This window comes from Actinomycetota bacterium, from assembly GCA_036280995.1.
Taxonomy (GTDB): Bacteria; Actinomycetota; CALGFH01; order CALGFH01; family CALGFH01; genus CALGFH01.
In genome coordinates, this window is record DASUPQ010000428.1 from 1 (window position 1) to 25,541 (window position 25,541).

Annotated in this window: 30 protein-coding genes; 17 read left to right on the plus strand and 13 right to left on the minus strand. The window is 74.2% G+C overall.

Going from position 1 to position 25,541, the window contains the following annotated elements; genetic code table 11:
- The first annotated feature begins 68 nt into the window (after positions 1-68).
- The 9 genes from VF468_14155 to VF468_14195 all read left to right on the plus strand — a co-directional run bounded on the left by VF468_14155 (position 69) and on the right by VF468_14195 (position 8,057).
- Positions 69-1,682 (plus strand): SpoIIE family protein phosphatase, encoded by a 1,614-nt coding sequence (locus tag VF468_14155; protein ID HEX5879436.1) that lies wholly within the window; start codon positions 69-71, stop codon positions 1,680-1,682.
- Entirely contained in the window at positions 1,669-2,031 is a 363-nt protein-coding gene (locus tag VF468_14160) for an STAS domain-containing protein (GenBank protein ID HEX5879437.1), read from the plus strand. The genes VF468_14155 and VF468_14160 overlap by 14 nt, the downstream gene beginning before the upstream one ends.
- Before the next feature lie 36 nt (positions 2,032-2,067).
- A complete protein-coding gene (locus tag VF468_14165; protein ID HEX5879438.1) occupies positions 2,068-2,427 on the plus strand; it encodes an STAS domain-containing protein in 360 nt (119 codons plus the stop codon).
- Between the two features lie 17 nt (positions 2,428-2,444).
- Entirely contained in the window at positions 2,445-3,191 is a 747-nt protein-coding gene (locus tag VF468_14170; protein HEX5879439.1) for a hypothetical protein, read from the plus strand.
- On the plus strand, positions 3,188-4,336 hold the full coding sequence (locus tag VF468_14175; GenBank protein ID HEX5879440.1) for a hypothetical protein: 1,149 nt from the start codon (positions 3,188-3,190) through the stop codon (positions 4,334-4,336). Before VF468_14170 ends, VF468_14175 begins: the two co-directional genes overlap by 4 nt.
- A gap of 137 nt (positions 4,337-4,473) precedes the next feature.
- Positions 4,474-5,631, plus strand: coding sequence for an acyl-CoA dehydrogenase family protein (locus VF468_14180; GenBank protein HEX5879441.1), 1,158 nt, complete (start codon positions 4,474-4,476; stop codon positions 5,629-5,631).
- Positions 5,632-5,635: 4 nt separating this feature from the next.
- Entirely contained in the window at positions 5,636-6,463 is an 828-nt protein-coding gene (locus VF468_14185; protein ID HEX5879442.1) for an enoyl-CoA hydratase family protein, read from the plus strand.
- A complete protein-coding gene (locus tag VF468_14190) occupies positions 6,460-6,891 on the plus strand; it encodes a Rid family hydrolase (protein ID HEX5879443.1) in 432 nt (143 codons plus the stop codon). Before VF468_14185 ends, VF468_14190 begins: the two co-directional genes overlap by 4 nt.
- Positions 6,888-8,057 carry an acyl-CoA dehydrogenase family protein gene (locus VF468_14195; protein HEX5879444.1) on the plus strand — a complete coding sequence of 390 codons (1,170 nt, stop codon included), beginning with the start codon at positions 6,888-6,890 and terminating at the stop codon, positions 8,055-8,057. Before VF468_14190 ends, VF468_14195 begins: the two co-directional genes overlap by 4 nt.
- Here the strand turns inward: VF468_14195 and VF468_14200 are convergent.
- Entirely contained in the window at positions 8,050-8,556 is a 507-nt protein-coding gene (locus VF468_14200) for an Rrf2 family transcriptional regulator (GenBank protein HEX5879445.1), read from the minus strand. The two genes, VF468_14195 and VF468_14200, sit on opposite strands and share 8 nt — an antisense overlap.
- 169 nt (positions 8,557-8,725) lie before the next feature.
- On the opposite strand from VF468_14200, the gene VF468_14205 reads away from it, so the two are divergent.
- The 5 genes from VF468_14205 to VF468_14225 all read left to right on the plus strand — a co-directional run bounded on the left by VF468_14205 (position 8,726) and on the right by VF468_14225 (position 14,139).
- Entirely contained in the window at positions 8,726-9,733 is a 1,008-nt protein-coding gene (locus tag VF468_14205) for a sulfate ABC transporter substrate-binding protein (protein ID HEX5879446.1), read from the plus strand.
- Between the two features lie 25 nt (positions 9,734-9,758).
- On the plus strand, positions 9,759-10,547 hold the full coding sequence (gene cysT / locus VF468_14210; GenBank protein ID HEX5879447.1) for a sulfate ABC transporter permease subunit CysT: 789 nt from the start codon (positions 9,759-9,761) through the stop codon (positions 10,545-10,547).
- On the plus strand, positions 10,537-11,379 hold the full coding sequence (gene cysW, locus VF468_14215; GenBank protein HEX5879448.1) for a sulfate ABC transporter permease subunit CysW: 843 nt from the start codon (positions 10,537-10,539) through the stop codon (positions 11,377-11,379). The genes cysT and cysW overlap by 11 nt, the downstream gene beginning before the upstream one ends.
- Positions 11,380-12,369 (plus strand): sulfate ABC transporter ATP-binding protein, encoded by a 990-nt coding sequence (locus tag VF468_14220; protein HEX5879449.1) that lies wholly within the window; start codon positions 11,380-11,382, stop codon positions 12,367-12,369. It begins immediately after the preceding gene.
- A 72-nt stretch (positions 12,370-12,441) separates the two neighbouring features.
- Positions 12,442-14,139: a histidine kinase N-terminal 7TM domain-containing protein gene (locus VF468_14225; GenBank protein ID HEX5879450.1), complete on the plus strand. Its 1,698-nt coding sequence runs from the start codon at positions 12,442-12,444 to the stop codon at positions 14,137-14,139.
- A gap of 13 nt (positions 14,140-14,152) precedes the next feature.
- Here VF468_14225 and VF468_14230 read toward each other — a convergent pair whose 3' ends face one another.
- Genes VF468_14230 through VF468_14250 form a run of 5 tightly spaced genes read right to left on the minus strand, consistent with a single transcriptional unit; the run spans position 14,153 to position 17,592 of the window.
- Positions 14,153-14,929 carry a cyclase family protein gene (locus VF468_14230; GenBank protein HEX5879451.1) on the minus strand — a complete coding sequence of 259 codons (777 nt, stop codon included), beginning with the start codon at positions 14,927-14,929 and terminating at the stop codon, positions 14,153-14,155.
- Entirely contained in the window at positions 14,926-15,516 is a 591-nt protein-coding gene (locus tag VF468_14235) for a thiamine pyrophosphate-dependent enzyme (GenBank protein ID HEX5879452.1), read from the minus strand. The genes VF468_14230 and VF468_14235 overlap by 4 nt, the downstream gene beginning before the upstream one ends.
- Positions 15,516-16,034 (minus strand): thiamine pyrophosphate-binding protein, encoded by a 519-nt coding sequence (locus VF468_14240; protein ID HEX5879453.1) that lies wholly within the window; start codon positions 16,032-16,034, stop codon positions 15,516-15,518. The genes VF468_14235 and VF468_14240 overlap by 1 nt, the downstream gene beginning before the upstream one ends.
- Before the next feature lie 2 nt (positions 16,035-16,036).
- The gene (locus VF468_14245) at positions 16,037-16,246 is read right to left on the minus strand and encodes a hypothetical protein (protein HEX5879454.1); all 210 of its coding nucleotides are present in this window, start codon (positions 16,244-16,246) and stop codon (positions 16,037-16,039) included.
- A 2-nt stretch (positions 16,247-16,248) separates the two neighbouring features.
- A complete protein-coding gene (locus VF468_14250) occupies positions 16,249-17,592 on the minus strand; it encodes an AMP-binding protein (GenBank protein HEX5879455.1) in 1,344 nt (447 codons plus the stop codon).
- Between the two features lie 160 nt (positions 17,593-17,752).
- Between VF468_14250 and VF468_14255 the strand changes: the two genes are divergently transcribed.
- A complete protein-coding gene (locus VF468_14255; protein ID HEX5879456.1) occupies positions 17,753-18,052 on the plus strand; it encodes a PGPGW domain-containing protein in 300 nt (99 codons plus the stop codon).
- Between the two features lies 1 nt (position 18,053).
- On the opposite strand, the gene VF468_14260 is transcribed toward VF468_14255, so the two are convergent.
- The 4 genes from VF468_14260 to VF468_14275 are packed head-to-tail and all read right to left on the minus strand — an operon-like array spanning position 18,054 to position 21,458.
- Positions 18,054-18,605: a hypothetical protein gene (locus VF468_14260; GenBank protein HEX5879457.1), complete on the minus strand. Its 552-nt coding sequence runs from the start codon at positions 18,603-18,605 to the stop codon at positions 18,054-18,056.
- Positions 18,572-19,897: a DUF58 domain-containing protein gene (locus VF468_14265; GenBank protein ID HEX5879458.1), complete on the minus strand. Its 1,326-nt coding sequence runs from the start codon at positions 19,895-19,897 to the stop codon at positions 18,572-18,574. Before VF468_14265 ends, VF468_14260 begins: the two co-directional genes overlap by 34 nt.
- Entirely contained in the window at positions 19,894-20,889 is a 996-nt protein-coding gene (locus tag VF468_14270) for a MoxR family ATPase (GenBank protein ID HEX5879459.1), read from the minus strand. Before VF468_14270 ends, VF468_14265 begins: the two co-directional genes overlap by 4 nt.
- 11 nt (positions 20,890-20,900) lie before the next feature.
- A complete protein-coding gene (locus VF468_14275; GenBank protein HEX5879460.1) occupies positions 20,901-21,458 on the minus strand; it encodes a hypothetical protein in 558 nt (185 codons plus the stop codon).
- On the opposite strand from VF468_14275, the gene VF468_14280 reads away from it, so the two are divergent.
- On the plus strand, positions 21,430-21,714 hold the full coding sequence (locus tag VF468_14280; GenBank protein HEX5879461.1) for a hypothetical protein: 285 nt from the start codon (positions 21,430-21,432) through the stop codon (positions 21,712-21,714). The genes VF468_14275 and VF468_14280 overlap by 29 nt on opposite strands.
- A gap of 22 nt (positions 21,715-21,736) precedes the next feature.
- Positions 21,737-22,327 carry a hypothetical protein gene (locus tag VF468_14285; GenBank protein ID HEX5879462.1) on the plus strand — a complete coding sequence of 197 codons (591 nt, stop codon included), beginning with the start codon at positions 21,737-21,739 and terminating at the stop codon, positions 22,325-22,327.
- Positions 22,328-22,594: 267 nt separating this feature from the next.
- Here VF468_14285 and VF468_14290 read toward each other — a convergent pair whose 3' ends face one another.
- Genes VF468_14290 through VF468_14300 form a run of 3 tightly spaced genes read right to left on the minus strand, consistent with a single transcriptional unit; the run spans position 22,595 to position 25,541 of the window.
- A complete protein-coding gene (locus VF468_14290) occupies positions 22,595-23,902 on the minus strand; it encodes an aminotransferase class III-fold pyridoxal phosphate-dependent enzyme (GenBank protein ID HEX5879463.1) in 1,308 nt (435 codons plus the stop codon).
- Positions 23,899-24,666: a CoA-transferase gene (locus VF468_14295; GenBank protein HEX5879464.1), complete on the minus strand. Its 768-nt coding sequence runs from the start codon at positions 24,664-24,666 to the stop codon at positions 23,899-23,901. The genes VF468_14290 and VF468_14295 overlap by 4 nt, the downstream gene beginning before the upstream one ends.
- A complete protein-coding gene (locus VF468_14300; protein HEX5879465.1) occupies positions 24,666-25,541 on the minus strand; it encodes a CoA-transferase in 876 nt (291 codons plus the stop codon). Before VF468_14300 ends, VF468_14295 begins: the two co-directional genes overlap by 1 nt.

Below are 25,541 nucleotides of genomic sequence, written 5' to 3' on the forward strand. Positions count from 1 at the left end.
GGCCGTGACGGAGTCCGTAACGATGCCGGAGCGGTGGGACGGTACACCTGGCTCCCAGAGGAGGTGCCATGACGACGATCCCGAGCAACCTGCGGCGGGTCCTGCGGCGGGAGCCGCGGGTCAAGCCGACGACCGAGCCGGTGGCCGCGCCGCCCGAGCGGGTCGAGGCGCCGCCGGTCGAGATCGCGCCCAACGACCCGCTGGTCGCCTACTTCTCGGGGGCGACCGGGGCGGTCGACATCGGCGCGCTACAGCTGGACTCCCCGGCCCTGGAGGGCCTGCGCGAGGCCGGCATCAAGCTGGTCGTCCCCCTGGTCAGCCAGGGTGAGCTGATCGGCCTGCTCAACCTGGGTCCCCGGCGCAGCGAGCAGGAGTACTCGGCCGACGACCGCAAGCTGCTCAACGACCTGGCCGGCCACGCCGCCCCGGCGGTGCGGGTCGCCCAGCTCGTCCGCGAGCAGGAGGCCGAGGTCCGCCAGCGTGAGCGGATCGAGCAGGAGCTGCGGGTCGCCCAGCTGATCCAGCAGCAGTTCCTGCCCCACGAGCTGCCCGACCTGCCCGGCTGGCAGGTCGGCGCCTACTACGGGCCGGCCCGCGAGGTCGGCGGGGACTTCTACGACTTCATCAAGCTGCCCGACGACCAGATCGGCATCGTGGTCGGCGACGTCACCGACAAGGGCGTCCCGGCGGCGCTGGTCATGGCCACCACCCACTCGATCCTGCGGGCCGAGGCGCCCCGCCTGGTCGCGCCCAGCGAGGTCCTGACCCGGGTCAACGACCTGCTGGTGGACGAGATGCCGGCGCACATGTTCGTCACCTGCCTGTACGCGGTGCTGGACCCGGCCAGCGGCCGGCTGCGCTACGCCAACGCCGGCCACAACGTCCCCTATGTCGCCACCGAGGACGGGGTGACCGAGCTGCGGGCCACCGGCATGCCGCTGGGGCTGCTGCCGGAGATGACCTACGAGGAGAAGGAGACCACCCTCGCCCTCGGCGACACGGTGCTGCTCCACTCCGACGGGCTGGCCGAGGCCCACAACGCCCGGCGGGAGATGTTCGGCTTCCCCCGGGTGGCCGCCCTGACCGGCGAGGCCTCCGACGGCGAGGTGCTGATCGACCGGCTGCTCAAGGAGCTGCAGGAGTTCGTCGGTCCCGACCTGGAGCAGGAGGACGACATCACCCTGGTCACCCTGGGCCGCCGGACCGCCGGCGCGCCGGCCGCGGGCGGGAACCAGCCGGCCGCGCGCGAGCTGGCCGCCTTCTCGGTCCCCAGCGAGCCGGGCAACGAGCGCATGGCCATCGACCAGGTGGCCCAGGCGGTGGCCGGGCTGGGCCTGGACGAGGCCCGCCTGGAGCGGCTCAAGACCGCCGTCGGCGAGGCGACCATGAACGCCATCGAGCACGGCAACGAGAACCGGCCCGAGCTGCCGGTCGAGGTCAGCGTGGTCGCCGACGAGGCCAGCCTGACGGTGCAGATCACCGACCAGGGCGGCGAGCGGCCCCTCCCCGAAGTCGAGACCCCCGACCTGGAGGCCAAGCTGGCCGGGCTGCAGACCCCGCGGGGCTGGGGCCTGTTCCTCATCCAGAACATGGTCGACGAGCTGCGGACCGCCGTTGACGAGCACCACCACACCATCGAGCTGGTCATGCACCTGAAGGAGGCGCCAGATGCCCGGAGCTGAGTTCAGGGCCGAGGTCCGGCAGCACGACCGCACCGGGGTGATCGACCTGCACGGCGAGATCAACCTCGGGGCCGACCAGGCCCTGGCGGCCGCCTACGAGGCGGCGGTCCGGGGCGACCCCACGACGGTCGTGCTGAACTTCGCCCACGTCGACTACATCAACTCGACCGGGATCGCCCTGATCGTGGGGCTCCTGGCCAGGGCCCGCAAGGAGCACCGCACGGTGCGCGCGTTCGGGCTCAGCGAGCACTACCGGCAGATCTTCGACATCACCCGGCTGAGCGACTTCATGGGCATCTACCCCGACGAGGACAGCGCGGTGACCGCCACCGCCGCCGCTACCTCCTGAACCCGCCGGTCCAGCACACAGGGAGGGCACACGCCAATGACCGAGGGAAGCCTCATCACCGATGTCCGCGAGCTGTCCAGCCGGGCCAGCGTCATCGACCTCAAGGGTGACGTCACCGCCTCGGCCGAGAAGGCCCTGGCCGACGCCTACACGCGGGCCTCGGGCAAGTTCACCCGGACGATCGTCCTCAACTTCAGCGGCCTTGAGTACATGAACAGTGGCGGGATCGGGATGCTGGTGACGCTGCTGGTGCGGGCCAACCGCCAGCGCCAGCGCCTGGTCGCCTTCGGGCTGAACGAGCACTACCGGCAGATCTTCGAGCTGACCCGCCTGGACGAGGCGATCGGCATCTTCGACACCGAGGCCGAGGCGTTCGCCGAGGCCGACGCGCCCTGACCCCGAGGAGCACCACCATGAGCACCCAGCCCCGCGACGCGGCCTACTGGGCCAAGGACGTCACCACCCTGAGGGTGGGCGACGTGCCCGCCGAGGCGATCAACCTCAACGTCACCGGCCGCCGGGTGGTCGGGCCGGTCCAGGGCTTCGGCAAGATGTGGCAGAAGACGATGCGGGTCGAGCTCGCCGGCGCCGAGGTCACCCCGGCCGAGGTCATCTCGACCTGGAAGGCCGAGTTCCAGAGGTTCTGGCCGGAGCGCAACTGGTTCTACGCCCCCCTGGAAGGCATCGCCCCCGGGGAGGTGGCCCTGCTCAACCTGGGCCTGCCCGGCCGCATGAAGCTCTCCACCGGGGTGCTGGTGCTGTACGCCGACGACGAGTCGTTCACCCTCATGACTCCCGAGGGGCACATGCTGGCCGGCTGGATCACCTTCTCGGCCGAGACCGCCGACGGGGCCACCGTCGTCCAGATCCAAGCCCTGGAACGCACCAACGACCCCCTGTACGAGCTCGGCTACGTGTTCGGCGGCAACCGCCTGAACAGCCGCTTCTGGGTGCAGACGGCCGAGAACCTGGCCCGCCACTTCGGGGTCGCCGAGCCCCAGGTCGCCTCCCAGGTGGTCTGCGTCGACCGGCGCCGCCAGTGGCACAAGGCCGGCAACCTGTCCAAGAACGCGGCCATCCGCACCTTCGTCTGGACCCTGGGCACGCCGGTGCGCTGGCTGCGCCGGCCCCTCACCCGGCGGCGCGCCGGCGGGTCGTGACCCCCAGGGCCGCCGTCCGGGTGGCCTGGGGCCTGTGGGGGCTGGCCGCCGGGCTCCTGGCCGGCGCCATGGTGCTCGGCCCCTGGCTGCTCCTCGGCTATGTCGGCTTCCAGGTCGTGCTGAGCCTGGCCTTCACCACCGTGGGGGCGTACCTGGCCGGCCGGCGGCCCGGCAACGCCGTCGGCTGGCTGCTGCTCGGCTGGGGCATGGTGATGGCGTTCAGCGCCTTCACCGGCGCCTACGTCGAGCGCGGGCTGGTCCGCGCCCCCGGCTCGTTGCCCGGCCCCGGGTGGGCGGCCTGGGCCGAGGCGGTGGTCTGGCATCCCGCGTTCGGGCTGCTGGTCTTCCTGCTGCTGCTGTTCCCCCACGGCCGCCTGCCCTCGCCGCGCTGGCGGCCGTTCGCCTGGTGCACGGTGGCCGTCTACCTGACGCTGTCGGTCAGCGCCGCCGTCGCCCCCGGCGCCGTCGAGCTCTACTACCCGGAGGCCGCCCCGCCGGTGCGGCTGGCGGTCGGCCCCGCCGCCGAGGTCGTCTTCGGGGTGCTGCTGCCCGCCCAGCTCCTCCTGCTCGTCGTCGCCCTGGTCTCGCTGGTGCCGCGCCTGCGCCGGGCCACCGGGGAGGAGCGCCAGCAGATCAAGTGGTTCGTGTACACCGTGGTGACGGTGATCGTGCTGTTCGTCGCCGGCATCGTGGTGTTCGGCGCCGGGGTCCTGTTCCCCCTGTTCGGCCTCATTCCGGTGTCGGTGGCCGTCGCCGTGTTCAAGTACCGGCTGTACGACATCGACCGCCTGATCAACCGGACCCTGGTCTACGGCCTGCTCACCGCCCTGCTGATCGGCGTCTACGCCGCCCTGGTGTTCCTCCTCGGCCGCCTGCTCGACCCGGCCACCGGCGACTCGGCCCTGGCCGTGGCCGCCTCCACCCTGGCCGTGGCCGCCCTGTTCCAGCCGGCCCGCCGCCGCCTCCAGGAGCTGGTCGACCGCCGTTTCAACCGCCGCCGCTACGACGCCACCCGCACCGTCGAGCGCTTCAGCGGCCGCCTCCGCGACCACGTCGACCTGGACACCCTCTCGTCCGAGCTGCTGGCCGTGGTCGACCGCACCGTCCAGCCCGTCTCGGCCTCGCTGTGGCTGCGGCCCCGCTGAGGGGGCTGTGGACGACCCGGAGCACCCTGGTCCGGGTTCGGCTACGCTCCCCTCCGGGGGCCGCGCACGGCGAGGTCGGGTTCAGGCGCGGGAGCCGCACAGGAACCGATGCGCCCCGCGGGAACGGAGGAGGGCCAGTGACCGAGGGTCCGGGCCGGCCGTTCGCCCTCAGCGCCGCCCAGGAGTCGCTGGCGGAGCAGGTGCGGGCCCTGGCCAGGGAGGTGCTGGTGCCGCTGGCCGCGGCCGGGCGGCCGGGACGGGTCAACCGGGAGCTGGTCCGGGCCCTGGGCGACCACGGGCTGCTGGCCCGGCTGCTGCCCGGCGACCAGGCGCCGGGGGCGTCCGCGCTCGAGCTGTGCCTGCTGCGGGAGGCCCTGGCCCGGGAGTCGACCGAGGCCGAGACGGCCCTCGCCCTCCAGGGGCTGGGGGGGCACCCGATCGCGGTCGCCGGGAGCGGGGCGGCGCGGGCCCGGTGGCTGCCCGGGGTGGCGGCCGGGCGGGCGGTGGCCGCGTTCGCGCTGTCGGAGCCGGGGGCGGGGTCGGACGCGGCCGGGCTGGAGCTGCGGGCCGACCCCGACGGGGACGGCTTCCGGCTCAGCGGGACCAAGGCCTGGATCTCCAACGCCCCCGAGGCCGACGTCTACACCCTGTTCGCCCGGACCACCCCCGGGGCCCGGTCGCGGGGGATCACCGCCTTCGCCGTGCCCGGGGACGCCCCCGGGCTCGGCGGGGCGCCGCTGGAGCTGCTCGCTCCCCACGCCATCGGGCGCCTGGAGCTGGACGGGGTCCGGGTCGGTCCCGACCAGGTGCTGGGCCGGGTTGACGAGGGGTTCGGGGTCGCCATGGCCACCCTGGACCGGTTCCGGCCCAGCGTGGGCGCGTTCGCCGTCGGCATGGCCCAGGCCGCCCTGGACGTGGCCGTGGCCCACGCCGCCGGGCGGCAGGCGTTCGGCCGGCCCCTGGCCGAGTTCCAGGCCGTGGCCCACGCCCTGGCCGAGGCGGCCACCCGCACCCAGGCGGCCCGGCTGCTGGTCTACGACGCGGCCAGCCGCCACGACGCCGACCCGGCCGCTCCCGGGGTCACCCGGGCCGCGGCCATGGCCAAGCTGTTCGCCACCGAGACCGCCCAGGCCGTGGTCGACACGGCCGTGCAGGTGCTGGGGGCCCGCGCCCTGGAGCGGGGCCACCTCCTCGAGCACCTCTACCGGGAGGTCCGCGCCCCCCGCATCTACGAGGGCACCTCCGAGATCCAGCGGACCGTGATCGCCCGCGACCTGTTCCGCGCGCTACCGTAGGGCCATGAGCCCGTTCACCGGCTCGGCCGGGTTCACCCAGCGGTGGGAGCACTTCGGCTACGCCGAGGAGGCCGGGGTGGCCACCGTCACCTTCGACCGGCCGGAGCGGCTCAACGCCCTCACCTTCGAGGTCTACGCCGACCTGCGCGACCTGCTGGCCGAGCTGCCCAACCGGGACGGGGTGCGGGTGCTGGTCCTGACCGGCCGCGGCCGCGGGTTCTGCTCGGGCGGCGACGTGCGCGACATCATCGGTGCCCTCCAGGCCATGGGGCCCCGGGAGCTGCTCGACTTCACCCGCATGACCGGGGCCGTGGTCCAGGGGCTGCGGGAGCTGCCCCTGCCGGTGGTGGCGGCCGTCAACGGGGTCGCCGCCGGCGCCGGCGCGGTCATCGCCCTGGCCGCCGACCTCCGGCTCCTGGCCCGCTCGGCCTCCCTGGCCTTCCTGTTCACCAGGGTCGGGCTGGGCGGGGCGGACATGGGCTGCGCCTACCTGCTGCCCCGCCTCGTCGGGCTGGGCCGGGCGACCGAGCTGCTGCTGCTGGGGGACCGGGTCGACGCCGACCAGGCGGCCGCCCTCGGCCTGGCCAACCGGGTGGTCGACGATGCCGTGCTGCCCAAGGCGGCGGCCGAGCTGGCCGGGCGGCTGGCCGACGGGCCCGCCCTGGCCTTCGCCGCCACCAAGGTCCTGCTCAGCCGCGAGCTCGACCTGCCGCTGGCCGGGGCGCTGGAGCTGGAGGCGGTCACCCAGGCCCTGCTGATGAAGTCCGAGGACCACCGCGAGTTCTACGCCGCCTTCACCGAAGGCCGCTCCCCCACCTGGCGTGGCCGATGAAGCAGACCCCGCACCGGGTGGTGAACCCCGAGGAGCTGGCCCCGCCGGCCGGGTTCGCCCACGCGGTCGTGGCCGCCCCCGGCCGCACCGTCTACCTCGGCGGCCAGGCCGCCCAGGGGCCCGACGGGGCGATCGTGGGCGCGAGCCTGGCCGAGCAGTTCGAGGTCGCCGCCGGCAACCTGGTCGCCGCCCTGGCCGCGGCCGGGGGCGCCCCCGAGCACCTGGTGTCGCTGCACGTCTACACCACCGAGGCCGACATGTACCGGGCCAGCCTGGCCGAGCTGGGCGCCGCCTACCGCCGCCACCTGGGCCGCCACTACGTGGCCACGGCCCTGTTCGAGGTCGCCGGGCTGTTCGACCCGGCGGCCAAGGTCGAGCTGGTCGGGATCGCCGTCGTCCCCGACCCGGAGCCCGAGGAGCAGCCATGACCTCCCCCAACGCCCTGGACTTCCTCGACCTGGACCACCTGCTGGCGGAGGAGGAGCGGCTGATCCGCGACACCACCCGCGGCTTCGTCGCCGACCGGATCCTGCCCGAGGTGGCCGGCTGGTTCGAGCGCGGCGAGCTGCCCCGGGAGCTGGCCAAGGAGCTCGGCGACCTGGGCCTGCTCGGCATGCACCTGGAGGGCTACGGCTGCGCCGGCACCAACGCCGTCAGCTACGGCCTGGCCTGCCTGGAGCTGGAGGCCGGCGACTCCGGCGCCCGCAGCTTCGTCTCCGTCCAGGGATCGCTGGCCATGTTCCCGATCTGGAAGTACGGGTCGGAGGAGCAGAAGCGGCGCTGGCTGCCGCCCATGGCCGCCGGCGAGGTGATCGGCTGCTTCGGCCTGACCGAGCCCGACTTCGGGTCCAACCCGGCCGGGATGCGCACCAGCGCCCGCCGCGACGGCGGCGACTGGGTCCTCAACGGCACCAAGATGTGGATCACCAACGGCGGCATCGCCGACGTGGCCGTGGTCTGGGCCCGCACCGACGACGAGGGGGTGCGGGGCTTCCTGGTCCCGGCCGGCACCCCCGGCTTCTCCACCAGCGACATCGGGCGCAAGCTGTCGCTGCGGGCCTCGGTCACCTCCGAGCTGGTCCTCGAGGACTGCCGGCTGCCCGGCGACGCCGTCCTGCCCGAGGTCCGCGGCATGCGCGGCCCCCTGTCGTGCCTCAACGAGGCCCGCTTCGGGATCATCTGGGGGTCGATGGGCGCGGCCCGGGCCTGCTTCCAGAGCGCGCTCGAGTACGCCACCACCCGGGTCCAGTTCGACCGCCCCATCGGCGGCTTCCAGCTCACCCAGCAGAAGCTGGCCGACATGCTGGTCGAGCTGTCCAAGGGAACCCTGCTGGCCCTGCACCTGGGCCGGATGAAGGACGAGGGCCGCCTCGCCCCCGAGCAGGTCAGCCTGGGCAAGCTCAACAACGTCCGCGAGGCCCTGGCCATCGCCCGCAGCGCCCGGACGATCCTGGGGGCCAACGGCGTCACCCTCGAGTACCCGGTGATCCGCCACGCCAACAACCTCGAGTCGGTGCTCACCTACGAGGGCACCAGCGAGGTCCACAGCCTGATCCTGGGCCAGGCCGTGACCGGCCTGGCCGCCTTCACCTAGGTCCGGGTCGGCGGGCCCGCGGGGGCGGGGTGTGGCCGCCGGCCGAGCGCGACACCCAGGCGTCGGCGTCGCTGATCAGCTCCTTGACGTCGGCCGGCAGGACCCCGGCGACCAGGTCGGCCAGGGTGACCCGCTCGAGCACGCTGCGCAGGCTCACCCGGACCGCGATCCACACCTCGACCAGGTGGCTGGCGCTGCCCGAGTACCGGACCGACTCCGGCCGGGCCCCGCGGACATTGGCCAGGGGCCCGTCAACGGCCCGGATGATGTCGGCCAGGGTGATGGCCTCGGCCGGCTCGGCCAGCCAGTAGCCGCCGTCGGCCCCCCGCTGGCTCTGCACGTAGCCGGCGTGGCGCAGGTCGGACAGGATGTTCTCGAGGAACTTGAGCGGGATCTGCTGGGCCTCGGCGATCCGGTCGCCCTTGACCGGCCCGGCCTCGGCCGCGGCCAGCTCGATCGCCGCCCGGACGGCGTAGTCCGCCTTTGCTGACACGTGCATGGGCGCATTCTCACCCAAGCGCCGCCGCCAGGGAACCGCCATGGCCGCCCGTGGCGGTCCCTCAGGTGCACCAGGCGGATTCGGGCGCTTGACGGAGCGGGCCCGACCGTTCACCGTGTCATTCTCCACCAACCAAGTAGGGAAAGTTGAAATCATGTTGGGAGGAGCGATGAAGGTTCGCGCCAAGCTCACGGCCGGCCTGCTGGCCGCGGGGATGCTGCTCGCCGCCGGGTGCGGCGGCGGCTCGGGCGGGTCGGGCGGCGGGAGCGACAAGCTGACGCTGGTCGCCTACTCCACCCCCCGGGAGGCCTACGGGCAGCTGATCCCGGAGTTCCAGAAGACCGACGCCGGCAAGGGCGTCGGGTTCACCCAGTCCTACGGCGCCTCCGGCGATCAGAGCCGCGCCGTCCAGAACGGCCTGGCCGCCGACGTGGTCGCCTTCTCGCTGGAGCCGGACATGGTCAAGCTGGTCGACGCCGGCCTGGTCGCCCGGGACTGGAACGCCGGCGAGCACAAGGGCATGATCACCAACTCGGTGGTGGTGTTCGTCGTCCGCAAGGGCAATCCCAAGAACATCCGGACCTGGGACGACCTGATCAAGCCGGGCGTCGAGGTCATCGAGCCGAACCCGTTCACCTCGGGCGGGGCCAAGTGGAACGTCATGGCCGCCTACGGCGCCCAGCTGGAGGCCGGCAAGACCCCTGAGCAGGCGAACGCCTACCTGCTGGAGCTGTTCCGCCACGTGCCGGTGCAGGACAAGTCGGCCCGTGAGGCCCTGCAGACCTTCATCGGCGGCAAGGGCGACGTGATGCTGGCCTACGAGAACGAGGCCATCAACGCCCAGCAGAAGGAGCAGCCGGTCGACTACGTGGTGCCCGACAACACCATCCTGATCGAGAACCCGATCGCGGTCGTGTCGAAGTCCAAGAACGCCGCCGCGGCCACGGCCTTCGTCGACTTCCTCCGCTCGGAGCCGGCCCAGAAGCTGTACGCCGAGCGCGGCTACCGGCCGGTCAACCAGGCCGGGGCCGCCGGCGCCGGCTTCCCCGAGCCGTCCGGCCTGTTCACGATCAAGGATCTCGGCGGTTGGTCCGACGTCAACGAGAAGTTCTTCGACAAGGACGCCGGCATCGTGGCCGAGATCGAGCGCAAGGTGGGCGTGTCGGTTGGCAGCTAGCGCCGTCACCCGACGGCGGGTCGGGCTGGAGGCACGGGGCGGTGGTGCCCTCCTGCGGGGCACCGTCACCCTGTACCTCAGCCTGATCGTCGTCCTCCCGCTGACCGCGGTCGTGTGGCGCTCGGGCCGTGACGGCTGGGGCGCCTTCTGGGAGGCCGCGACCCAGCCCCAGGCCCTGGCCGCGCTGCGCCTCACCTTCGCCGTCGCCTTCGGTGTGGCGGCCGGCAACGTGGTCATGGGCACGGTCATCGCCTGGGTGCTGGTCCGCGACGAGTTCCCCGGCAAGCGGGTGGTCAACGCCCTGATCGACCTGCCCTTCGCCCTGCCGACGATCGTGGCCGGGATCACCCTGCTGGCCCTGTACGGCAGCGCCAGCCCGGTCGGCGTCGACATCGGCTACACCCGGGCCGGGGTGGTGCTCGCCCTGTCCTTCGTGACCCTGCCGTTCGTGGTCCGCTCGGTCCAGCCGGTGCTGCTGACCATGGAGCCGGACATGGAGGAGGCGGCCCGCTGCCTGGGCGCGGGCCCGCTGACCAGCTTCCGGCGGATCGTGCTCCCCACCATCGCCCCGGCCCTGCTGGCCGGCGCCGCCCTCGCCTTCGCCAGGGCGGTCGGCGAGTTCGGCTCGGTGGTGATCCTGTCGGGCAACATCCCCTACCAGACCGAGGTCGCCTCGGTGCACGTGTTCTCGCTGGTCGAGAACGACGACGTCGGCAGCGCGGCCGCGGTGTCGGTGGTCCTGCTGGCCACCTCGGTGCTGGTCCTGGCCGGCCTCAACCTGGTCCAGCGGAGGAGGACCCGCCATGCGGGGTAGCGCAGCCCGCCTGCCCCTGCGAGTCCTGGCCCTCGGCTACCTGGCCGTGATCCTGCTGGTGCCGGTGGCGGCGGTCATCTGCCGGGCCTTCGGTGACGGCCTGGCCCCGGTGTGGCAGGCCATCACCGCCCCGGACGCGCTCCACGCCCTGTGGCTGTCGCTGCTGATCGCGGCCATCGCCGTGCCCCTGAACACCGTGTTCGGGATTGCCTGCGCGGTCGTGCTGGTGCGGCAGCGGTTCCCCGGGCGGCGGCTGCTGGACGCCGTCATCGACCTGCCGTTCGCCATCTCGCCGGTGGTCGTCGGGCTCGCCCTCATCCTCGTGTACGGCCAGGCCGGCTGGCTCGGCTCCTGGCTGGCCGAGCGCGGCATCCAGGTCATCTTCTCGCTCCCGGGGATGGTGCTGGCCACGGTGTTCGTCTCCCTGCCGTACGTGGTCCGGGAGGTGGCCCCGGTGCTGCGCGAGGTCGGCACCGACCAGGAGGAGGCCGCCTGGACCCTGGGGGCGTCCCCGCTGCGGGCGTTCCTCCAGGTCACCCTGCCCGCGATCCGCTGGGGGGTGGCCTACGGGGTGGTCCTGACCACCGCCCGGGCCCTGGGCGAGTTCGGCGCCGTCACGATCGTCTCCGGCCGCCTGGCCGGCCAGACCGAGACCCTCACCCTGTACGTGGAGAACCGCTTCGAGGCCTTCGACCTCACCGGCGCCTATGCCGCCTCGCTCACCCTGGCCGTGCTCGCCCTGCTCGTCCTGCTGGCCATGACCCGGCTCCCGTCCCACCGGGGCACCCCTCCGGGGTTCCCCGGACCCCACCGGCGCGAGGAAGGCCGCTAGATGTCCATTCTCGTTCGCAACGCGACCCGCCGCTTCGGGGACTTCACCGCCCTCGACGACGTGTCGGTGGAGATCCCCAGCGGCTCCCTGACCGCCCTGCTCGGCCCCAGCGGCAGCGGCAAGTCGACCCTGCTGCGGGTGATCGCCGGGCTGGAGCGGCCCGACGCCGGCAGCGTCGAGATCGACGGCCGCGACGCCACCAGCCTGCCGCCGCAGCGGCGCGGGGTCGGCTTCGTGTTCCAGCACTACGCCGCGTTCAAGCACATGACGGTGCGCGAGAACGTCGCCTTCGGGCTCAAGGTGGCCCGCCGGCCCAGGGCCGAGATCCGGGCCCGGGTCGACGAGCTGCTGGAGCTGGTGCAGCTGCCCGGGCTGGCCGACCGCTATCCGGCCCAGCTCTCGGGCGGCCAGCGCCAGCGCATGGCCCTGGCCCGCTCCCTGGCCGTCCAGCCGAGCGTGCTGCTGCTGGACGAGCCGTTCGGGGCCCTGGACGCCCGGGTCCGCAAGGAGCTGCGGGCCTGGCTGCGCCACCTCCACGACGAGGTCCACGTGACCACCGTGTTCGTCACCCACGACCAGGAGGAGGCCATGGAGGTGGCCGACCGGATCGTGGTCATGAACCACGGCCGGGTCGAGCAGGTCGGCGGCCCCCGCGACCTCTACGAGCACCCGGCCAACGCCTTCGTGATGGGCTTCGTCGGCCCCGTCACCCGCCTGGGCGAGCTCTTCATCCGCCCCCACGACGTCGAGGTGCGCCGCCAGCCCAACGGCACCACCTCCGAGGCCATGGTCGAGCGCCTGGTCCATCTGGGTTTCGAGGTCCGGGCCGACCTGCTTCTCGACGACGGCCAGCGCCTCCAGGCCCAGCTGTCGCGCGAGGACGCCGAGCAGCTGGAGCTGGTCAAGGGCCAGATCGTGTTCGTCCGACCCAGCCGCACCCGCCAGTTCGCCGACGCCCAGACCGGATGGCCGAGCGGCCCGGGGGTCTAGCCGGACCCAGGCGGATGCCATAGCATTCCCTGCTTAACCCGAACGGGCCATCCCACCCGAAAGGTTCCCGCCGTGGGCTGGCAGTGGTACTTCAGCGCCGTCGCCTTGGCCGGTGGCGTCTGCCTTGCCGGCTACACCCTGTACGTGTGGCGGCACCGGCGGGCGTCGGCCGGGGCCAGCCTGGCCGTGATGCTGGCCGCGGCCGGCTGGTGGGGGCTGGCCTACGCCCTGGAGCTGGGCTCCAGCCGGCTGGAGACGAGGCAGTTCTGGGGCGACGTCAAGTGGCTCGGCATCGCCCTGCTCCCCACGGCCTTCTACGCCTTCGTCATGCAGTACACCGGGCACCAGCGGTGGGTGAACCGGCGCACGATGGCCGCCCTGGCCGTGGTCCCGGCGGCCACGATCGTGCTGCTGGCCGTCCCGGCCACCCACGACCTGGTCCGCTACTACCCGCCGGAGGCGGCGGCCGACCCGACCACGGCCATCGCCCAGGTCGGCCCCCTGTTCTGGCCCTTCCTGGTCTATGCCAACCTGGTCGTGTGGGGCTCCACGGCCCTGTTCGTGTGGACCCTGACGCGGCTGTCGCGGCTCTACTGGCGCCAGAGCCTGCTGCTGATCGTGGCCGTGCTCCTGCCGAGCGTGGCCAACGTCGCCCACAACCTCAACCTCGGGCCGTTCCGCCACGTCGAGCCGACCCCGTTCCTGTTCGTGCTCACCGGGGCGGTGCTGGTCTGGGGGGTGTTCCGGTTCCAGCTGCTCGACCTGGCCCCGATCGCCCGCAGCTCGGTGTTCGAGACGATGCTGGACGGGGTGCTGGTCCTCGATCCCTACCGGCGGGTGGTGAACCTCAACCCGGCGGCCGCCCGCGCCCTCGGCGTGCCCGCCGGCCAGGCGGTCGGGCGCCAGGTCGAGCAGCTGCTGGAGGTCGAGGCGGCGCTGGTCGAGCGGGCCGACGACCCGGTCCTGCCCGAGGAGGTCGAGCTGGCCGGCCGCCGCTACGAGCTGTCCACCACCCCGCTGGCCGACCGGGGGGGCCGGGTCACCGGCCGGGTGGTGGTGCTGCGCGACGTGACCGAGCGCCACCAGGCCCACGAGCGCCTGCTCCGCCTGGACGAGCAGCGCCGCTGGCTGCTCGGGCGGGTCGTGTGGGCCCAGGAGGAGGAGCGGCGCCGCATCGCCGGCGAGGTCCACGACGACGCCATCCAGACCATCGCCGCCGCCCGGCTGATGCTGACCACCTTCCGCGACCAGCTCACCGACGACCGCCAGCGCCGGCTCCTCGACCACCTGGAGGAGGCGGTGTCGTCCAGCCTGCGGCGGCTGCGGACGCTGGTCTTCGACCTGCGCCCGGCCCAGCTCGACGACGACGGGCTGGCCGCCGCCCTGCGCGAGTACCTGACCGAGACGGCCCGCCAGGGCGGCTTCACCGCCGAGCTCCGCGACGACCTGGAGCGGGAGCCGCCGGCCGAGGCCCGGGTGATCGCCTACCGGATCTGCCAGGAGGCGCTCACCAACATCCGCATGCACGCCGGCGCGACCCGGGCCGTGGTCCGGCTGGAGGAGTCCCGGGGCGGCCTGCTGGTGACCATCGGCGACGACGGCGCCGGCTTCGACCCGGTCCGGGTCAAGGCCTCCCCCCGTCCCGGCCACGTCGGCCTGACCAGCATGTCGGAGCGGGCCAGCCTGGCCGACGGCTGGTGCCGGGTCGACAGCCACCCCGGCAGCGGCACCACCGTCAGGTTCTGGCTCCCGACCAAGGACCCGGGCTAGCCTGTCGCCCACGTCACCTGGGAACCAGGGCCAGGACCCGGGTGGGGCTGCCGGAGCCGCCGACGATCTTCAGGGGGGCGGCGATCACGAGGGCGCCGGTGGGCGGGAGGCGGTCGACGTTGGCCAGCTGGGTGAGGCCGTACTTGCCGGCGCCGAGGAGGAAGGCGTGGCAGGGGAAGGGCGGGTCGAAGCTGTGGGCGGCCCCGGCGTCGGTGCCGACGGTCTCGACGCCGATGCCGAGGATCGGCCGCTCGTCGGCCAGCCAGCGGGCGCAGGCGACGTCGATGCCGGGGGTGTGGGGGCCGGTGTCGTCGGCGTTGAGGAAGGCGGCCTCGTCCTGGGCCCGGGCGTCCCAGCCGGTGCGGTACAGCAGCCAGCCGCCGTCGGGCAGGCGGCCATGCTCGGCCTCGAACGCCTCCACGTCCTCGACCCGCAGCAGGTGGTCGGGGTCGGCGGCGGCCCGGTCGGCGTGGTCGATGACGACCGCCGGGCCGATCAGGCGCGACGGCGGGACCTGGCTGACGTCGTCCAGCTCCTGGCCGCTGACCCAGTGGATGGGGGCGTCGAAATGGGTGCCGGTGTGCTCGCCGCCCTCGAAGGCGTTCCAGTACCAGGCGGGACCCCGCTCGTCGTAGTGGGACAGCTCCCGCAGCCGGAACCGGGGCGTGTTCGCGAACGGCTCGGGCAGGCGCAGGACCGGGGTCTCCTCCGACAGCGGCTGGGTCAGGTCGACCACCTCGACCTGGCCGGCGGCCAGGGCGGCGGCCAGGTTCTGGACGGCGTCGGTCACGGGGGGGCTCCTTGGGGGTCGGGGGCGTCGGGCCGCAGGTACCGCTGGAACTCGAAGCGGTTCTCCAGCATGTGCAGGTCCATGTGGAAGCTCTTGGGGCCGACCGGCTCGACCTTGGCGACCAGGCAGGCCAGCTCGGGGGCGGCGATGGCCTCGACGGCGGCGGCCCGGAAGGACTCCAGGTCGGTGACGGTGCGGGCGTTGGCCACCCCGGCCGCCTTGGCGATCCCGGCCAGGTCGGAGCCGGTGGCGGTGGCCGTCGGGAACCCGCCGACGCTGAGCAGGCTCTGGTTGTCGAAGACGATGTGGGTGAGGTTGCCGGGGGCGTAGCGGGCCAGGGTCGTGAGCCCGCCCAGGTTCATCAGCACCGAGCCGTCGCCGTCGAGCACGACCACCTTGCGCTCGGGCTGGGACAGGGCGATGCCAAGACCCATCGAGGAGGCCAGCCCCATGGCGTGCTCCAGGTAGAAGAAGTTGGGCCGGTGGCCGAGCGAGTACAGCTCGACCGCGACCGCCCCCATGATGGTGACCACGGCGCAGCCGGCCAGCTCGTCGTAGACCGCCTCCAGGCAGCGGATGCGTTCCATCAGCCGATGGCCTCCCACATCAGGTCGCGGGTGAGCAGCAGGGCCACCGGGGCCAGCGACGCCTGGGCCAGGGTCATGCCCCTGGCCACCTGGAGCTGCACGGCGGCCGGGTCGCGCAGCTCGTCGTGGACGATCCCGAGGGCGTCCAGGATCGGCCGGGTGGCCCGCCCTCCCTCGGTCTGCCAGGGGTCGGGCTCGCCCAGGTGGCCGCGGTCGCTGATCAGCATGAGCAGGGGGATCTTGTAGAGCTGGGCCAGGGAGACGATGCCGTTGACCGACTGGAGCAGGCCGTGGTTCTGCATCAGCATGGCCGACCTGCGCCCGGCCAGGTGCGCCCCGGCCGACACCCCCACCCCCTCCTCCTCCTTGGCCAGGCGGACCAGGATCATCTCCGGGTCGTCCTCGGCCAGGCGGATCAGGTGGACCAGCCAGGTCTCGGGGAGGGCGGAGACGACCTCGACCCCGACCGCGACCAGCGCGTCGTAGACCAGTTTGGAGTGGCGCTCGGAGACCGGCATGGTCAGGCGCCCAGGTCGAGCAGCTGCTCGTGCTCCAGGCCGAGGTCGTTGACGACGTTCCAGTAAGCGACGGTGGCCGCCCGGGCCCCGGCCTGGGCGCATGGGGGCAGGTCGTCGCGGGCCAGCAGCGCCTTGGCCCGCCGGTACAGCTCCAGCAGCTCGTCCTCGGCCTCGGTGGTGGGCCGCCCGAGCAGGTCGGTGGTGGCTCCCATGGTCAGCCTCCGATCGGGGTGTCGCGCTCGTCCACGGTCCGGCGGGCCTTGAGCTCGAACCGGGGCAGCTCCCCCTCCCCGGCCCGCTCGACCTCGAACCGCAGGCCCTCGTGGGCCTCGGCCAGCGACTTGGCCAGCCGCTCGGCCATGTCGGCCCAGGCCTCGTCGCTGGTGCCGGGGGAGGGCTCGACCCGCAGGGCGATCCGGTCGAAGTAGCCCTCGCGGGTCAGGCGGAGCTGGAACTCCTCCACGTTGGGGAACTCGCGGACGATGCCCTCGACCGCCCGCGGGTAGACGTTGGTCCCCCGGACCAGCTTCATGTCGTCGACCCGGCCGAGGATGCCGCCCTCGTACAGGTCGAAGCCGCGCCCGCAGGTACAGCGCGAGGCCGGCACCTTGGCGACCAGGTCGGCGGTGCGGTAGCGCAGCAGCGGGATGATGCCGCGGCCGAAGGAGGTCACCACCCGCTCCCCCGCCTCGCCGTAGCCGACCGGCTCGGCCGAGGCCGGGTCGACGACCTCCTCGATGTAGTGGTCCTCGATGATGTGGGTGCCGCCGGGCTGGTGGCTGCACTCGAAGACCATGATCGTGCCGATCTCGGTCATGCCGGCGGTGTCGCCCGCCTTGGCTCCCCACAGCCGCTCGATCAGGGCCTTGGTCTGGGGGATCGAACCGGCCGGCTCGCCGGACAGGATGAGCCGCCGGACCCCGCCGGCGGCCAGGTCGACGCCGAGCCGCTCGGCCTCCTGGGCCAGGCGCAGGGCGTAGGTGGGGGTGGACGCGACCACCGTGGCCCCGAAGTCGGCGATCTGCCTGACCCGGCCCTCGGTGGTCTGGGCGCCGCCGGGGACGTTGAGCACGCCCATCTTCTCCATGCCGTAGTGCAGGCCCCAGAACCCGATGAAGGAGCCGTAGCCGAAGGCCACGTAGGCGGTGTCGGCCGGCCGGACCCCGAACCCCCACAGGCCGTAGCACCACATCTCGGCCTGCCAGGCCCAGTCCTTGGCCGTGTCCAGCACCCGGATCGGCTCCCGTCCGGTGGTGCCCGAGGTGGTGTGCCAGCGGATGGCCGCCTCCCGCCCGGCCACCGGCAGCAGCCCGAACGGCGGCTGCTCGCTCTGGGAGGCCATCCACTGGTCGCGGGTCAGCAGCGGCAGCCGGCGCAGGTCGTCGAGGGTCTTGAGCTGCTCGGGGGCGAAGCCCGCCTCGCGGAAGGACCGCTGGTAGAAGGGGCTGCGGGCGGCCGCCCACTCGCACAGCCGGCGCAGCTTGGCGAGCTGCAGGGCGCCCAGCTCGTCGCGCCCCAGCGTCTCGGTCTTGGGGTTCCAGAACTCCCCGGCACCCATGCTCCGGCCTCCTTCGCCGCGTCGCGAGCGTCTGGCCTGGACACCTCCGGAGCATACCGGGAACCGGATCGGCCGCGGCACCCTCCGGAGTTTGCTTACCCGGTCTTGAACCACCCCCCTGGTACCCTTGACGGGACGGCGAAGGGGGTGTGTGGCCGGCATGGATCCGTTGCTGCAGGTGATTGCCCGGGCGATCAAGCGCGGCGGGGTGTTCCTCATCGGCATGACCCTGCTCATCGGCGGTGCCGCCATGCTGGTGCTGCCCGGCCCCGGGATCGCCGTCATGCTCCTCGGCCTGGTCGTGCTCTCGGCCGAGTTCAAGTGGGCCCAGCAGGCGCTCACCTGGTGCCGCGAGCGCGGCCGCTTCCTCAAGGACCAGGCCCAGGCCCACATGCCCGGCGCCAACCGCCACCCGCCCGGCGGCCCCCCGACCCGCGACCGCCCCGACCAGGCCGCCTAGGCTAGCCGCGCGGGACCCGGGTCGAGGTCGGGCGGGCGACCACGACCACCAGGACGAGGGTTCCGGTGGTGGCGGCCGCCCCGACGGCCAGGCGGGCCAGGCCGCCGCCGGCGGGGAGGGCGGCGGCCAGCAGGACCAGGACCCCGAGGGCGAGGGCGGCCAGGGTGCTGGCCGCGAGCACGATCGAGCGGGTGGTGAGGACCCGGCGCTCGTCCCGGACCCGGGGGCGGGCCTCCCGGGCCCAGCTGGCCAGTTCGGCGTAGAGGAGCAGGCCGGCGCCGACCAGGGGGGCGGCGGCGTCGACGCGGTCGCCCCGGCGGACCCAGACGATCGTGGACTCGGCCAGCAGCACGACCATGGCCGGGGCGAGCAGCGACCCCACCCGGAGGGCGGCCGCCGCGGCCAGGACCAGGCCGATCCCGGCCAGCCAGGCCAGGGCGTCGCGCATCCGGCCGGACACGGCGGCCAGGGGGGCGATGGCGAGCACGGCCGCGACCGCGGTGGCGGCCAGGCCGCAGGCTAGCCGGGTGCGAGCCCGGCGCGGCGCCGGCATGCCTCCACCTCCAGGAGCACCTGCTGCAGGTGCATGGCGTCGGTCCACTCGACCACGGCCGCGCCCAGGTGCTGGTAGCGGTGGCGCAGCGTCTCCCGCTCCAGGGCCCACAGGCGCCGGGCCAGCTCGCCCCACTCGCCGGCGGCCACGCCGGCGTGGGTCAGCGGGGAGATGTCGACCACGGCCAGGTCGTAGCCGCGGGCCAGCAGGTCGAACAGGGCCGCGATCCCGCGCTCGTCGACCAGCGGGGTCAGGGCGACGATCAGGGCCTTGGCCGGCAGGGTCCGGGGCGGCAGGTGGCGGATCCCCTTCCAGGCCGCGGTGGCGAACACCTGGGTCTCCATCAGGGTGTCGAGCAGCCGGTACAGGGCGGCCTGGCCGCTGCCCGGCTGGAGCCACTGCACGAACCCGCCGAAGCTGACCAGACCCACCCGGTCGCGCTGGCGCAGGTAGGCCGCGGCCAGCGAGGCGGCCGCGCCCACGGCCTGGTCGAGGGTGCTGCCGGCGGGCCCGCGGACGTCGAGGAAGCTGTCCAGGAACAGGACCACGTCGGTGGCCCGCTCGGGGTGGCGCTGGTTGACCATGAGGGCGCCGCGGCGGGCGGTGGCCCGCCAGTTGATCGAGCGGGGCCGGTCGCCGGGCAGGAACGGTCGTAGATCAGCGAACTCGATGCCGTCGCCGCGCTGGGCGGCCACGTGGCTGCCGGTCGAGACCTGGGTCTCCAGCGGCCGGACCAGGGCCCGGAGGGCGTCGGGGACGGGGAACACCTTGAGGGGGGCGTGCCGGTCCAGGTGGCGTTCCCAGGTGAACAGCCGGAAGCGGTCGTGGGCCCGCAGGTGGACGTCGCCGAGCCAGTAGGCGCCCCAGCGCCGGCAGGTGAGCCGGACGGCGATGGCCCGTTCCTCCCCCGCGCCCAGGCTGACGGCCATGGCCCAGGTCCGGGCCGTTCCCGTCGTCCGGGGGGCTGGGCGGCTTGAGCCCCCGGGACCTCCCTCGGGGCCGTCCATGCCCGGGGGGACGACCAGGAGCACCTCCAGGCGCTCGATCCGGGTGGCGGCGGTCAGGCGCAGCTCGACGGTCAGCTCGTCGCCGACCAGGGCCCGCTCCCGGTCGACGGTGACCTCGGCGGCCAGCTCGGGGTCGCGGGCGCCGGCCAGGCCGGCCACCACCAGCACGGCCAGGGGGGCCGCGACCGCCACCAGCTCGGGCCGGCCCAGGGCCAGCCCGGCCAGCAGGACCAGCGCCGCCACCCCGACGTAGACGGCGATCTTGTCGCTCGGCCGGCGATTCACCGGCCGGGCTGGGCGCGGACCGGGGCCGGCTCGGCCTCGGGGGGCGGGGTCGGGACCTGCTCCAGCAGCTCGGCCACGACGTCCTCGGTGCGGACCCGGCGCACCCACAGCTCCGGCCGCAGGATGAGCCGGTGGGCCAGGGTGGGGATGGTGACCGCCTTGACGTCCTCGGGGGTGACGAAGTCGCGGCCGGCCAGGGCGGCCTTGGCCCTGGCCACCTTCAGCAGGGCCAGGCTGCCCCGCGGGCTGGAGCCGACCTGGACCCGTGGGCTGGCCCGGGTCGCCCCCACCAGCTCGACGATGTAGCGGCCGACGCTTTCGGCCACGTGGACCTCCTCGACCGCCCGCTGCATGGCGAGCACGTCGGCCGGCGTCGCCACCTGGGCCAGCTCGACCTCGTCGGCGGTCCGTTCCAGGCGCCGCTCCAGCATCCGCCACTCGGCCTCGGCCGAGGGGTAGCCGACCGACAGCCGCATCAGGAACCGGTCGAGCTGGGCCTCGGGCAGCGGGTAGGTGCCCTCGAACTCGATCGGGTTCTGGGTGGCCACGACCAGGAAGGGGCGCTCCAGGACGCGGGTGACCCCGTCGATGGTCACCTGACGCTCCTGCATCGCCTCCAGCAGGGCGGCCTGGGTCTTGGGCGGGGAGCGGTTGATCTCGTCGCCGAGCAGCAGGTTGGTGAACACCGGGCCGGGACGGAACTCGAAGTCGCCCAGGCGCTGGTTGTAGACCGACGAGCCGGTCACGTCCGACGGCATCAGGTCGGGGGTGAACTGGACCCGGGCGAAGCCCAGCGACGTCACCCGGGCGAACGACCGGGCGATCAGGGTCTTGGCCAGGCCGGGGTAGTCGTCCAGGAGCACGTGCCCGTCGGCCAGCAGCCCGAGCAGGACCAGCTCGAGGGCGCCGCGCTTGCCGACCACGGCCCGCTCGACCTCGTCCAGGACCCGCTGGGTGAGCCTGCGCAGCTCCCCCAGGCCCCCGTCAGCCATTGCGCCTTGCTTCACCGGGGCACCCCGTCGGGGTTCCCCGGACCCCTCCGGCCGATCCGTTCCAGGTTGGCGATCAGGTCGGCAAGGGCGGCCGGAGGGAGGCCGGGAGCCTCCCGGGACGGCAGGTCGCGCTGGTCGCGGGCGAGCAGGGCCCAGCCGGCCTCGCCGAGGGCGGCCCTGGCGGCGGCCGGGTCGCGGTCCAGGTCGACGGCCAGCGACCAGCGCAGCCGGTCGGCGGCCACGGGTCGCAGCTCGTTCCGGAGCCGGGTGTGGGCGTGCAGGGCGCTGGCGCTGGACAGGGCGAGCAGCCGGGCCAGCCGGTCCAGCTCGGCCGGCGGCCTGGGCGGGGCCGGCCGGGCGGCCAGGGCGGCGTCGAACGGCGACCTCGGCGGCCGCGGGAAGGTCAGCCGCAGCCAGGCGACCAGCAGGTCGACGGCCAGCCCGGCCAGCACCAGCAGGTAGACGGCGACGGCCAGGGGCCGCTGGGTCGGGGCGAGCTGCACCACCCCGACCAGGACGACGCTGGCCACCACCACCGCCATGACCGCCCGCACGACCGGCCCGATCACCAGCCGTCCCCTCCCCCGGGGGGCCGCCCGCCGGCGGCCCGGGCGGCCGGTCCGCCTGGGCGGCCAGCTCGGCCGCCTCGGCCAGCTCCCGACGGACGGCCCGCAGGGCGGCGATCGCCTCGTCCCGCTCGGCCGGGCCGACGGCGTGCTGGCTGAACTTGGCCCGCTCGAACAGCCCGGTGAGCCGCTGCACCGACGCCGGCCGGAGGGGTCCGGCCGGAGGGGTCCGGGGAACCCCGAAGGGGTGCCCCGGTGAATCGGGCAGCTCTTCCAGGGGGGTGCCCCGGTGGATCGGGGCGAGCGACGCCTCCAGGACCCGGGCGGCGTACTCGAACGGCGCCTCGGACGGGCGCCGGGGCAGGCCGGCGGCGGCCAGGCCGCGCTCCATGCGGGCCCAGGCGGCGATCACCGCCCGCCGCGGGTCGGGCTCGCGCTCCAGGTCCTCCAGGGTGTCGTCGAGCAGCTCCACCAGCCGCTCGGCCCGGGTCGGGGGCGGGCGCCGGCGCCGCCGGTCGGCCCGGAGCTGGGCGACCACGATCGCGACCATGGCCAGCAGGGCCACCCCGGCCACGACCATCGGCACCACCCCCGGCTCGGCCGGCGGGTCCACCAGCTCCAGGGTGCTGGGCGTGCCGAGGGTGGTGGCCGGGTCCTCGTCGCGGTCGCCGCCGCCCAGCCCCAGCAGGTCCCGGAACAGCCACAGGAGCACGATCGCGGCCATCGGCAGGATCAGGTTCCAGCTCCCCGCGCGCCGCCCCCGCACCGGCAGGTGCCGGTTGGGCCAGAGGGAGATGACCACCAGCACCCCGGCGGCGATCATGGCCAGGAACAGCAGCAGCACCAGGCTGTCGACCAGGTCGGCCGGGTAGCTGGGCCGCCCCCGGCCACTACCGAGCGGCCCGCGCAGGCTCCCCACCGCGACCAGGGCCAGCAGCCCGACCGCGGCCACGACCGGCAGCAGCCCCCGCCTCCGGTTGACCGAGCCGTGGCCGGGCGGTCCGCGCCGCTCCGGCTGCCTGTCCTCCGCCACGTGCTCCCTCGCGCCTGGTCCCACCCCCGGCACGGCTCATGGTCCCACAGGTACGGGCGCCTCCGCCCCCCGAGGTCCGAAGCTCGCTCCCCGACCCGGCGCGCGCTCAGGCCGTGGCCGACTCCACGGCGAGGGCGGTGAGCTCGACCATCTCGTCGACCTCGGCGTCGGTGACGACCAGGGGCGGGCCGAGCATGACCAGGTCGCCCTCGGTGCCGTCGACGCAGCCGCTGGACGAGTAGAGCAGGAGGCCGCGGTCGCGGGCGGCGGCGACGGCGCGTTCGGTGACCCGCGCTGGCCGGGGGAACGGGGTCCGGGCGGGGCGGTCGGCGACCAGCTCGACGGCCACCATCAGGCCCAGGCCGCGGATGTCGCCGGCGGCCGGGTGGCCGCCCAGGCGGGCCTCGAGGCCGGCCCGGAGGCGCTTGCCCTGGGTCTCGGCGGCCTCGACCAGGCGACGCTCGCGCAGCACCCGGAGCACGGCCCGGCCGGCGGCGGCCCCGACCACGTGGTGGGAGTAGGTGAGGCCGTGGGTGAGGCCGCCCTCGCCGATGGTGTCGTGGACGGCCCCGGAGGCGACGGCCAGCCCGAGCGGCCAGTAGCCGGAGGCGGCCCCCTTGGCCAGGACGAGGATGTCGGGCCGGACCCCCCAGTGGTCGCAGGCGAACCAGCGGCCGGTGCGCCCGAACCCGGTCATGACCTCGTCGGCGATGACCAGCACCCCGTGGCGGCGGCAGACCTCGGTCACCGCCGGCCAGTAGTCGTCGGGCGGGACGGCCGCGCCAAGGCCGGCCCCGGCGACCGGCTCGGCCACGAACGCGGCCACCGTGCCCGGGGGCGAGGCCAGGATCTCCCGCTCCAGGGCGTCGGCGTAGCGGGCCCCGCAGCCGGCCGGGTGGGTGCCGGGGAATGGGCAGCGGTACTCGTAGGCGGCCAGGGTGTGGTCGGCCAGGCCGAGCCAGGGCAGGTAGGGGCGGCGCAGCGGCTCGCGGCCGCCCACGTCCAGCGCCCCCCGGGTGTTGCCGTGGTAGCTGCCCCTTCGGCCGATCACCCGGGCGCGGTCCTCGCCCCGGGCCAGGTGGTAGGCGCGGGCCATCTTCAGGGCGGTCTCGATCGCCTCGCTGCCCCCCGACACCGGGTAGACGCGCGGGTCGTCCACCGGCAGCAGCGGGGCCAGCTCGCCGGCGTAGGCCTCCAGCTCCTCGGAGGCGAACATGGTGCCGTGGGCGTAGGCGACCCTGGCCGCCTGCCCGGCGATGGCCTCGGCCACCGAGGCGTCGCCGTGGCCGATCCCGACCACGATCGCCCCGCCGGCCCCGTCCAGGTAGCGCCGCCCCGCGGTGTCCCACAGCTGGCAGCCTTCGGCCCTGGCCACCGTCGGCAGGCCGGTCCCCCTCGCGAAGACGTGGCTCATCCCTTGACGTACACCCCGTCGGGGTCGAGCTCCTCGCGGATCAGCCGCAGCTCCTCGTCGGTGGGGTCGGGCGTGACCTCGAGGTCGCCGGCGACCCGGAGGTCCCAGCCGGTGGCGGCCCGGACGTCGGCCTCGGTGACGCCGGGGTGGACGGCCTCCAGGACCATCTCGCCGGTGTCGGGGTCGAAGCCGTAGCGGCCGAGGTCGGTGACGACCACCGACGGTCCCCGGCCCTGCCAGCCCTGGGCGGCCCGGAGGGCGGCCCCGCCGAGGTTGCCCGGGCTGGTCCGGAAGTCGATCCGCTCCACGAACGAGCGGGCCGACTGGCGCATGAGCACGAACACCTCGCGGGCGTTGATGGCGATCTCGCATGCCCCTCCGGACCCGGGCAGGCGCACCTTCGGCCGGTCGTAGCCGCCGATCACGGTGGTGTTGATGTTGCCGAACCGGTCGAGCTGGGCGGCGCCGAGGAAGCCGACGTCGACCAGCCCGCCCTGCAGGTAGTAGCTGAACAGCTCGACCATGCTCATGGCGGCCGTCGCCCCCGTGACCAGGCACGGGTCGCCGATGGAGAGGGGCAGCCGGGCCGGCCGGGCCCCGTACACCCCCGACTCGTAGATCAGCTCGATCGCCGGGGCGACGGTCCGCTGGGCCAGGGCGACGGCGATGTTGGGCAGGCCGATGCCGACGAAGCAGACCCGCTTGCCGGCCAGGGCCCGCGCCCCGGCCACCACCAGCATCTCGTTCTTGGAGAAGTCGCCCATCAGCGGTAGTCCCCGTAGTCGACCGACCCGGAAAGGGCCGGCGCCGGGGTCAGCTCGGCCCACCGCTCCGTCCCGAGCTTCTCCACGTACTCCTCGTGGGTCGCCGTCCCGTGGACCCACTCGTCCAGCCATCCTTCGAGCGCCTCGGGGTCGCGGCTGATCCTGTCCCACTCCAGGTAGAAGCGGTTGTCGCGGTCGTAGTAGCCCTGGGCGTAGGAGGGGTGGGCGCCGCGCGGGCAGACCACCACCGCGTCCACCTTGATGCCTGGGATCAGGGTCCGGTTGGGGTCGGCCCGCACGACTTCCTCGGCCACCAGCTCCTCGACGACCACGATCACCCGGCTGGCCGCGAACGCCGCCTCCTTCTGGCAGCCGGTCAGGCCCCAGATCTGGGTGTCGCCGGCGGCGTCGGCCCGCTGGGCGTGGACCACGGCCACGTCCGGGTTCAGGGGCGGCACCGCGAACACCGGCTCGCCCCCGAACGGGGAGGTGACCGGGCGGATGTTGGGGTTGACCTTCGGCAGGTCGGTCTCGAAATAGGACCGCAGCGGCCAGAACGGCAGGTTGGCCGCGCCGGCGGCGTAGTGCCCGACCATCCCGAAGTGGCTGTACTCCTCCAGCTCCAGCGGAGCCGGGTCGTGGTGCTCGACCCGGCGGCGGATGGCGTGCAGCGACCCCACCCCCGGGTTCCCCATCCAGGAGAAGACCAGCTTGCTGGCGACCCCGGCCCCGACCATCTGGTCGTAGACCACGTCGGGGGTGAGCCGGCACAGGGTCAGGTCGCGGCGGCGCTGGCGGATCACCTCGTGCCCGGCCGCGAACGAGATCAGGTGCGTGAACCCCTCGATGGCGAGGGTGTCGCCGTCGCGGACCAG

What these genes read in the sequence shown, in the direction of transcription:
- VF468_14270 (HEX5879459.1), bottom strand. Translation starts at nt 20,889, where the DNA reads ATGGCTGACGGGGGCCTGGGGGAGCTGCGCAGGCTCACCCAGCGGGTC.
- cysW (HEX5879448.1), top strand. Translation starts at nt 10,537, where the DNA reads ATGCGGGGTAGCGCAGCCCGCCTGCCCCTGCGAGTCCTGGCCCTCGGC.
- VF468_14290 (HEX5879463.1), bottom strand. Translation starts at nt 23,902, where the DNA reads ATGAGCCACGTCTTCGCGAGGGGGACCGGCCTGCCGACGGTGGCCAGG.
- VF468_14220 (HEX5879449.1), top strand. Translation starts at nt 11,380, where the DNA reads ATGTCCATTCTCGTTCGCAACGCGACCCGCCGCTTCGGGGACTTCACC.
- VF468_14245 (HEX5879454.1), bottom strand. Translation starts at nt 16,246, where the DNA reads ATGGGAGCCACCACCGACCTGCTCGGGCGGCCCACCACCGAGGCCGAG.
- VF468_14160 (HEX5879437.1), top strand. Translation starts at nt 1,669, where the DNA reads ATGCCCGGAGCTGAGTTCAGGGCCGAGGTCCGGCAGCACGACCGCACC.
- VF468_14250 (HEX5879455.1), bottom strand. Translation starts at nt 17,592, where the DNA reads ATGGGTGCCGGGGAGTTCTGGAACCCCAAGACCGAGACGCTGGGGCGC.
- VF468_14170 (HEX5879439.1), top strand. Translation starts at nt 2,445, where the DNA reads ATGAGCACCCAGCCCCGCGACGCGGCCTACTGGGCCAAGGACGTCACC.
- VF468_14240 (HEX5879453.1), bottom strand. Translation starts at nt 16,034, where the DNA reads ATGCCGGTCTCCGAGCGCCACTCCAAACTGGTCTACGACGCGCTGGTC.
- VF468_14295 (HEX5879464.1), bottom strand. Translation starts at nt 24,666, where the DNA reads ATGGGCGACTTCTCCAAGAACGAGATGCTGGTGGTGGCCGGGGCGCGG.
- VF468_14235 (HEX5879452.1), bottom strand. Translation starts at nt 15,516, where the DNA reads ATGGAACGCATCCGCTGCCTGGAGGCGGTCTACGACGAGCTGGCCGGC.
- VF468_14205 (HEX5879446.1), top strand. Translation starts at nt 8,726, where the DNA reads ATGAAGGTTCGCGCCAAGCTCACGGCCGGCCTGCTGGCCGCGGGGATG.
- VF468_14255 (HEX5879456.1), top strand. Translation starts at nt 17,753, where the DNA reads ATGGATCCGTTGCTGCAGGTGATTGCCCGGGCGATCAAGCGCGGCGGG.
- VF468_14195 (HEX5879444.1), top strand. Translation starts at nt 6,888, where the DNA reads ATGACCTCCCCCAACGCCCTGGACTTCCTCGACCTGGACCACCTGCTG.
- VF468_14185 (HEX5879442.1), top strand. Translation starts at nt 5,636, where the DNA reads ATGAGCCCGTTCACCGGCTCGGCCGGGTTCACCCAGCGGTGGGAGCAC.
- VF468_14200 (HEX5879445.1), bottom strand. Translation starts at nt 8,556, where the DNA reads ATGCACGTGTCAGCAAAGGCGGACTACGCCGTCCGGGCGGCGATCGAG.
- VF468_14155 (HEX5879436.1), top strand. Translation starts at nt 69, where the DNA reads ATGACGACGATCCCGAGCAACCTGCGGCGGGTCCTGCGGCGGGAGCCG.
- VF468_14260 (HEX5879457.1), bottom strand. Translation starts at nt 18,605, where the DNA reads ATGCCGGCGCCGCGCCGGGCTCGCACCCGGCTAGCCTGCGGCCTGGCC.
- VF468_14165 (HEX5879438.1), top strand. Translation starts at nt 2,068, where the DNA reads ATGACCGAGGGAAGCCTCATCACCGATGTCCGCGAGCTGTCCAGCCGG.
- VF468_14280 (HEX5879461.1), top strand. Translation starts at nt 21,430, where the DNA reads ATGACCGCCCGCACGACCGGCCCGATCACCAGCCGTCCCCTCCCCCGG.
- VF468_14190 (HEX5879443.1), top strand. Translation starts at nt 6,460, where the DNA reads ATGAAGCAGACCCCGCACCGGGTGGTGAACCCCGAGGAGCTGGCCCCG.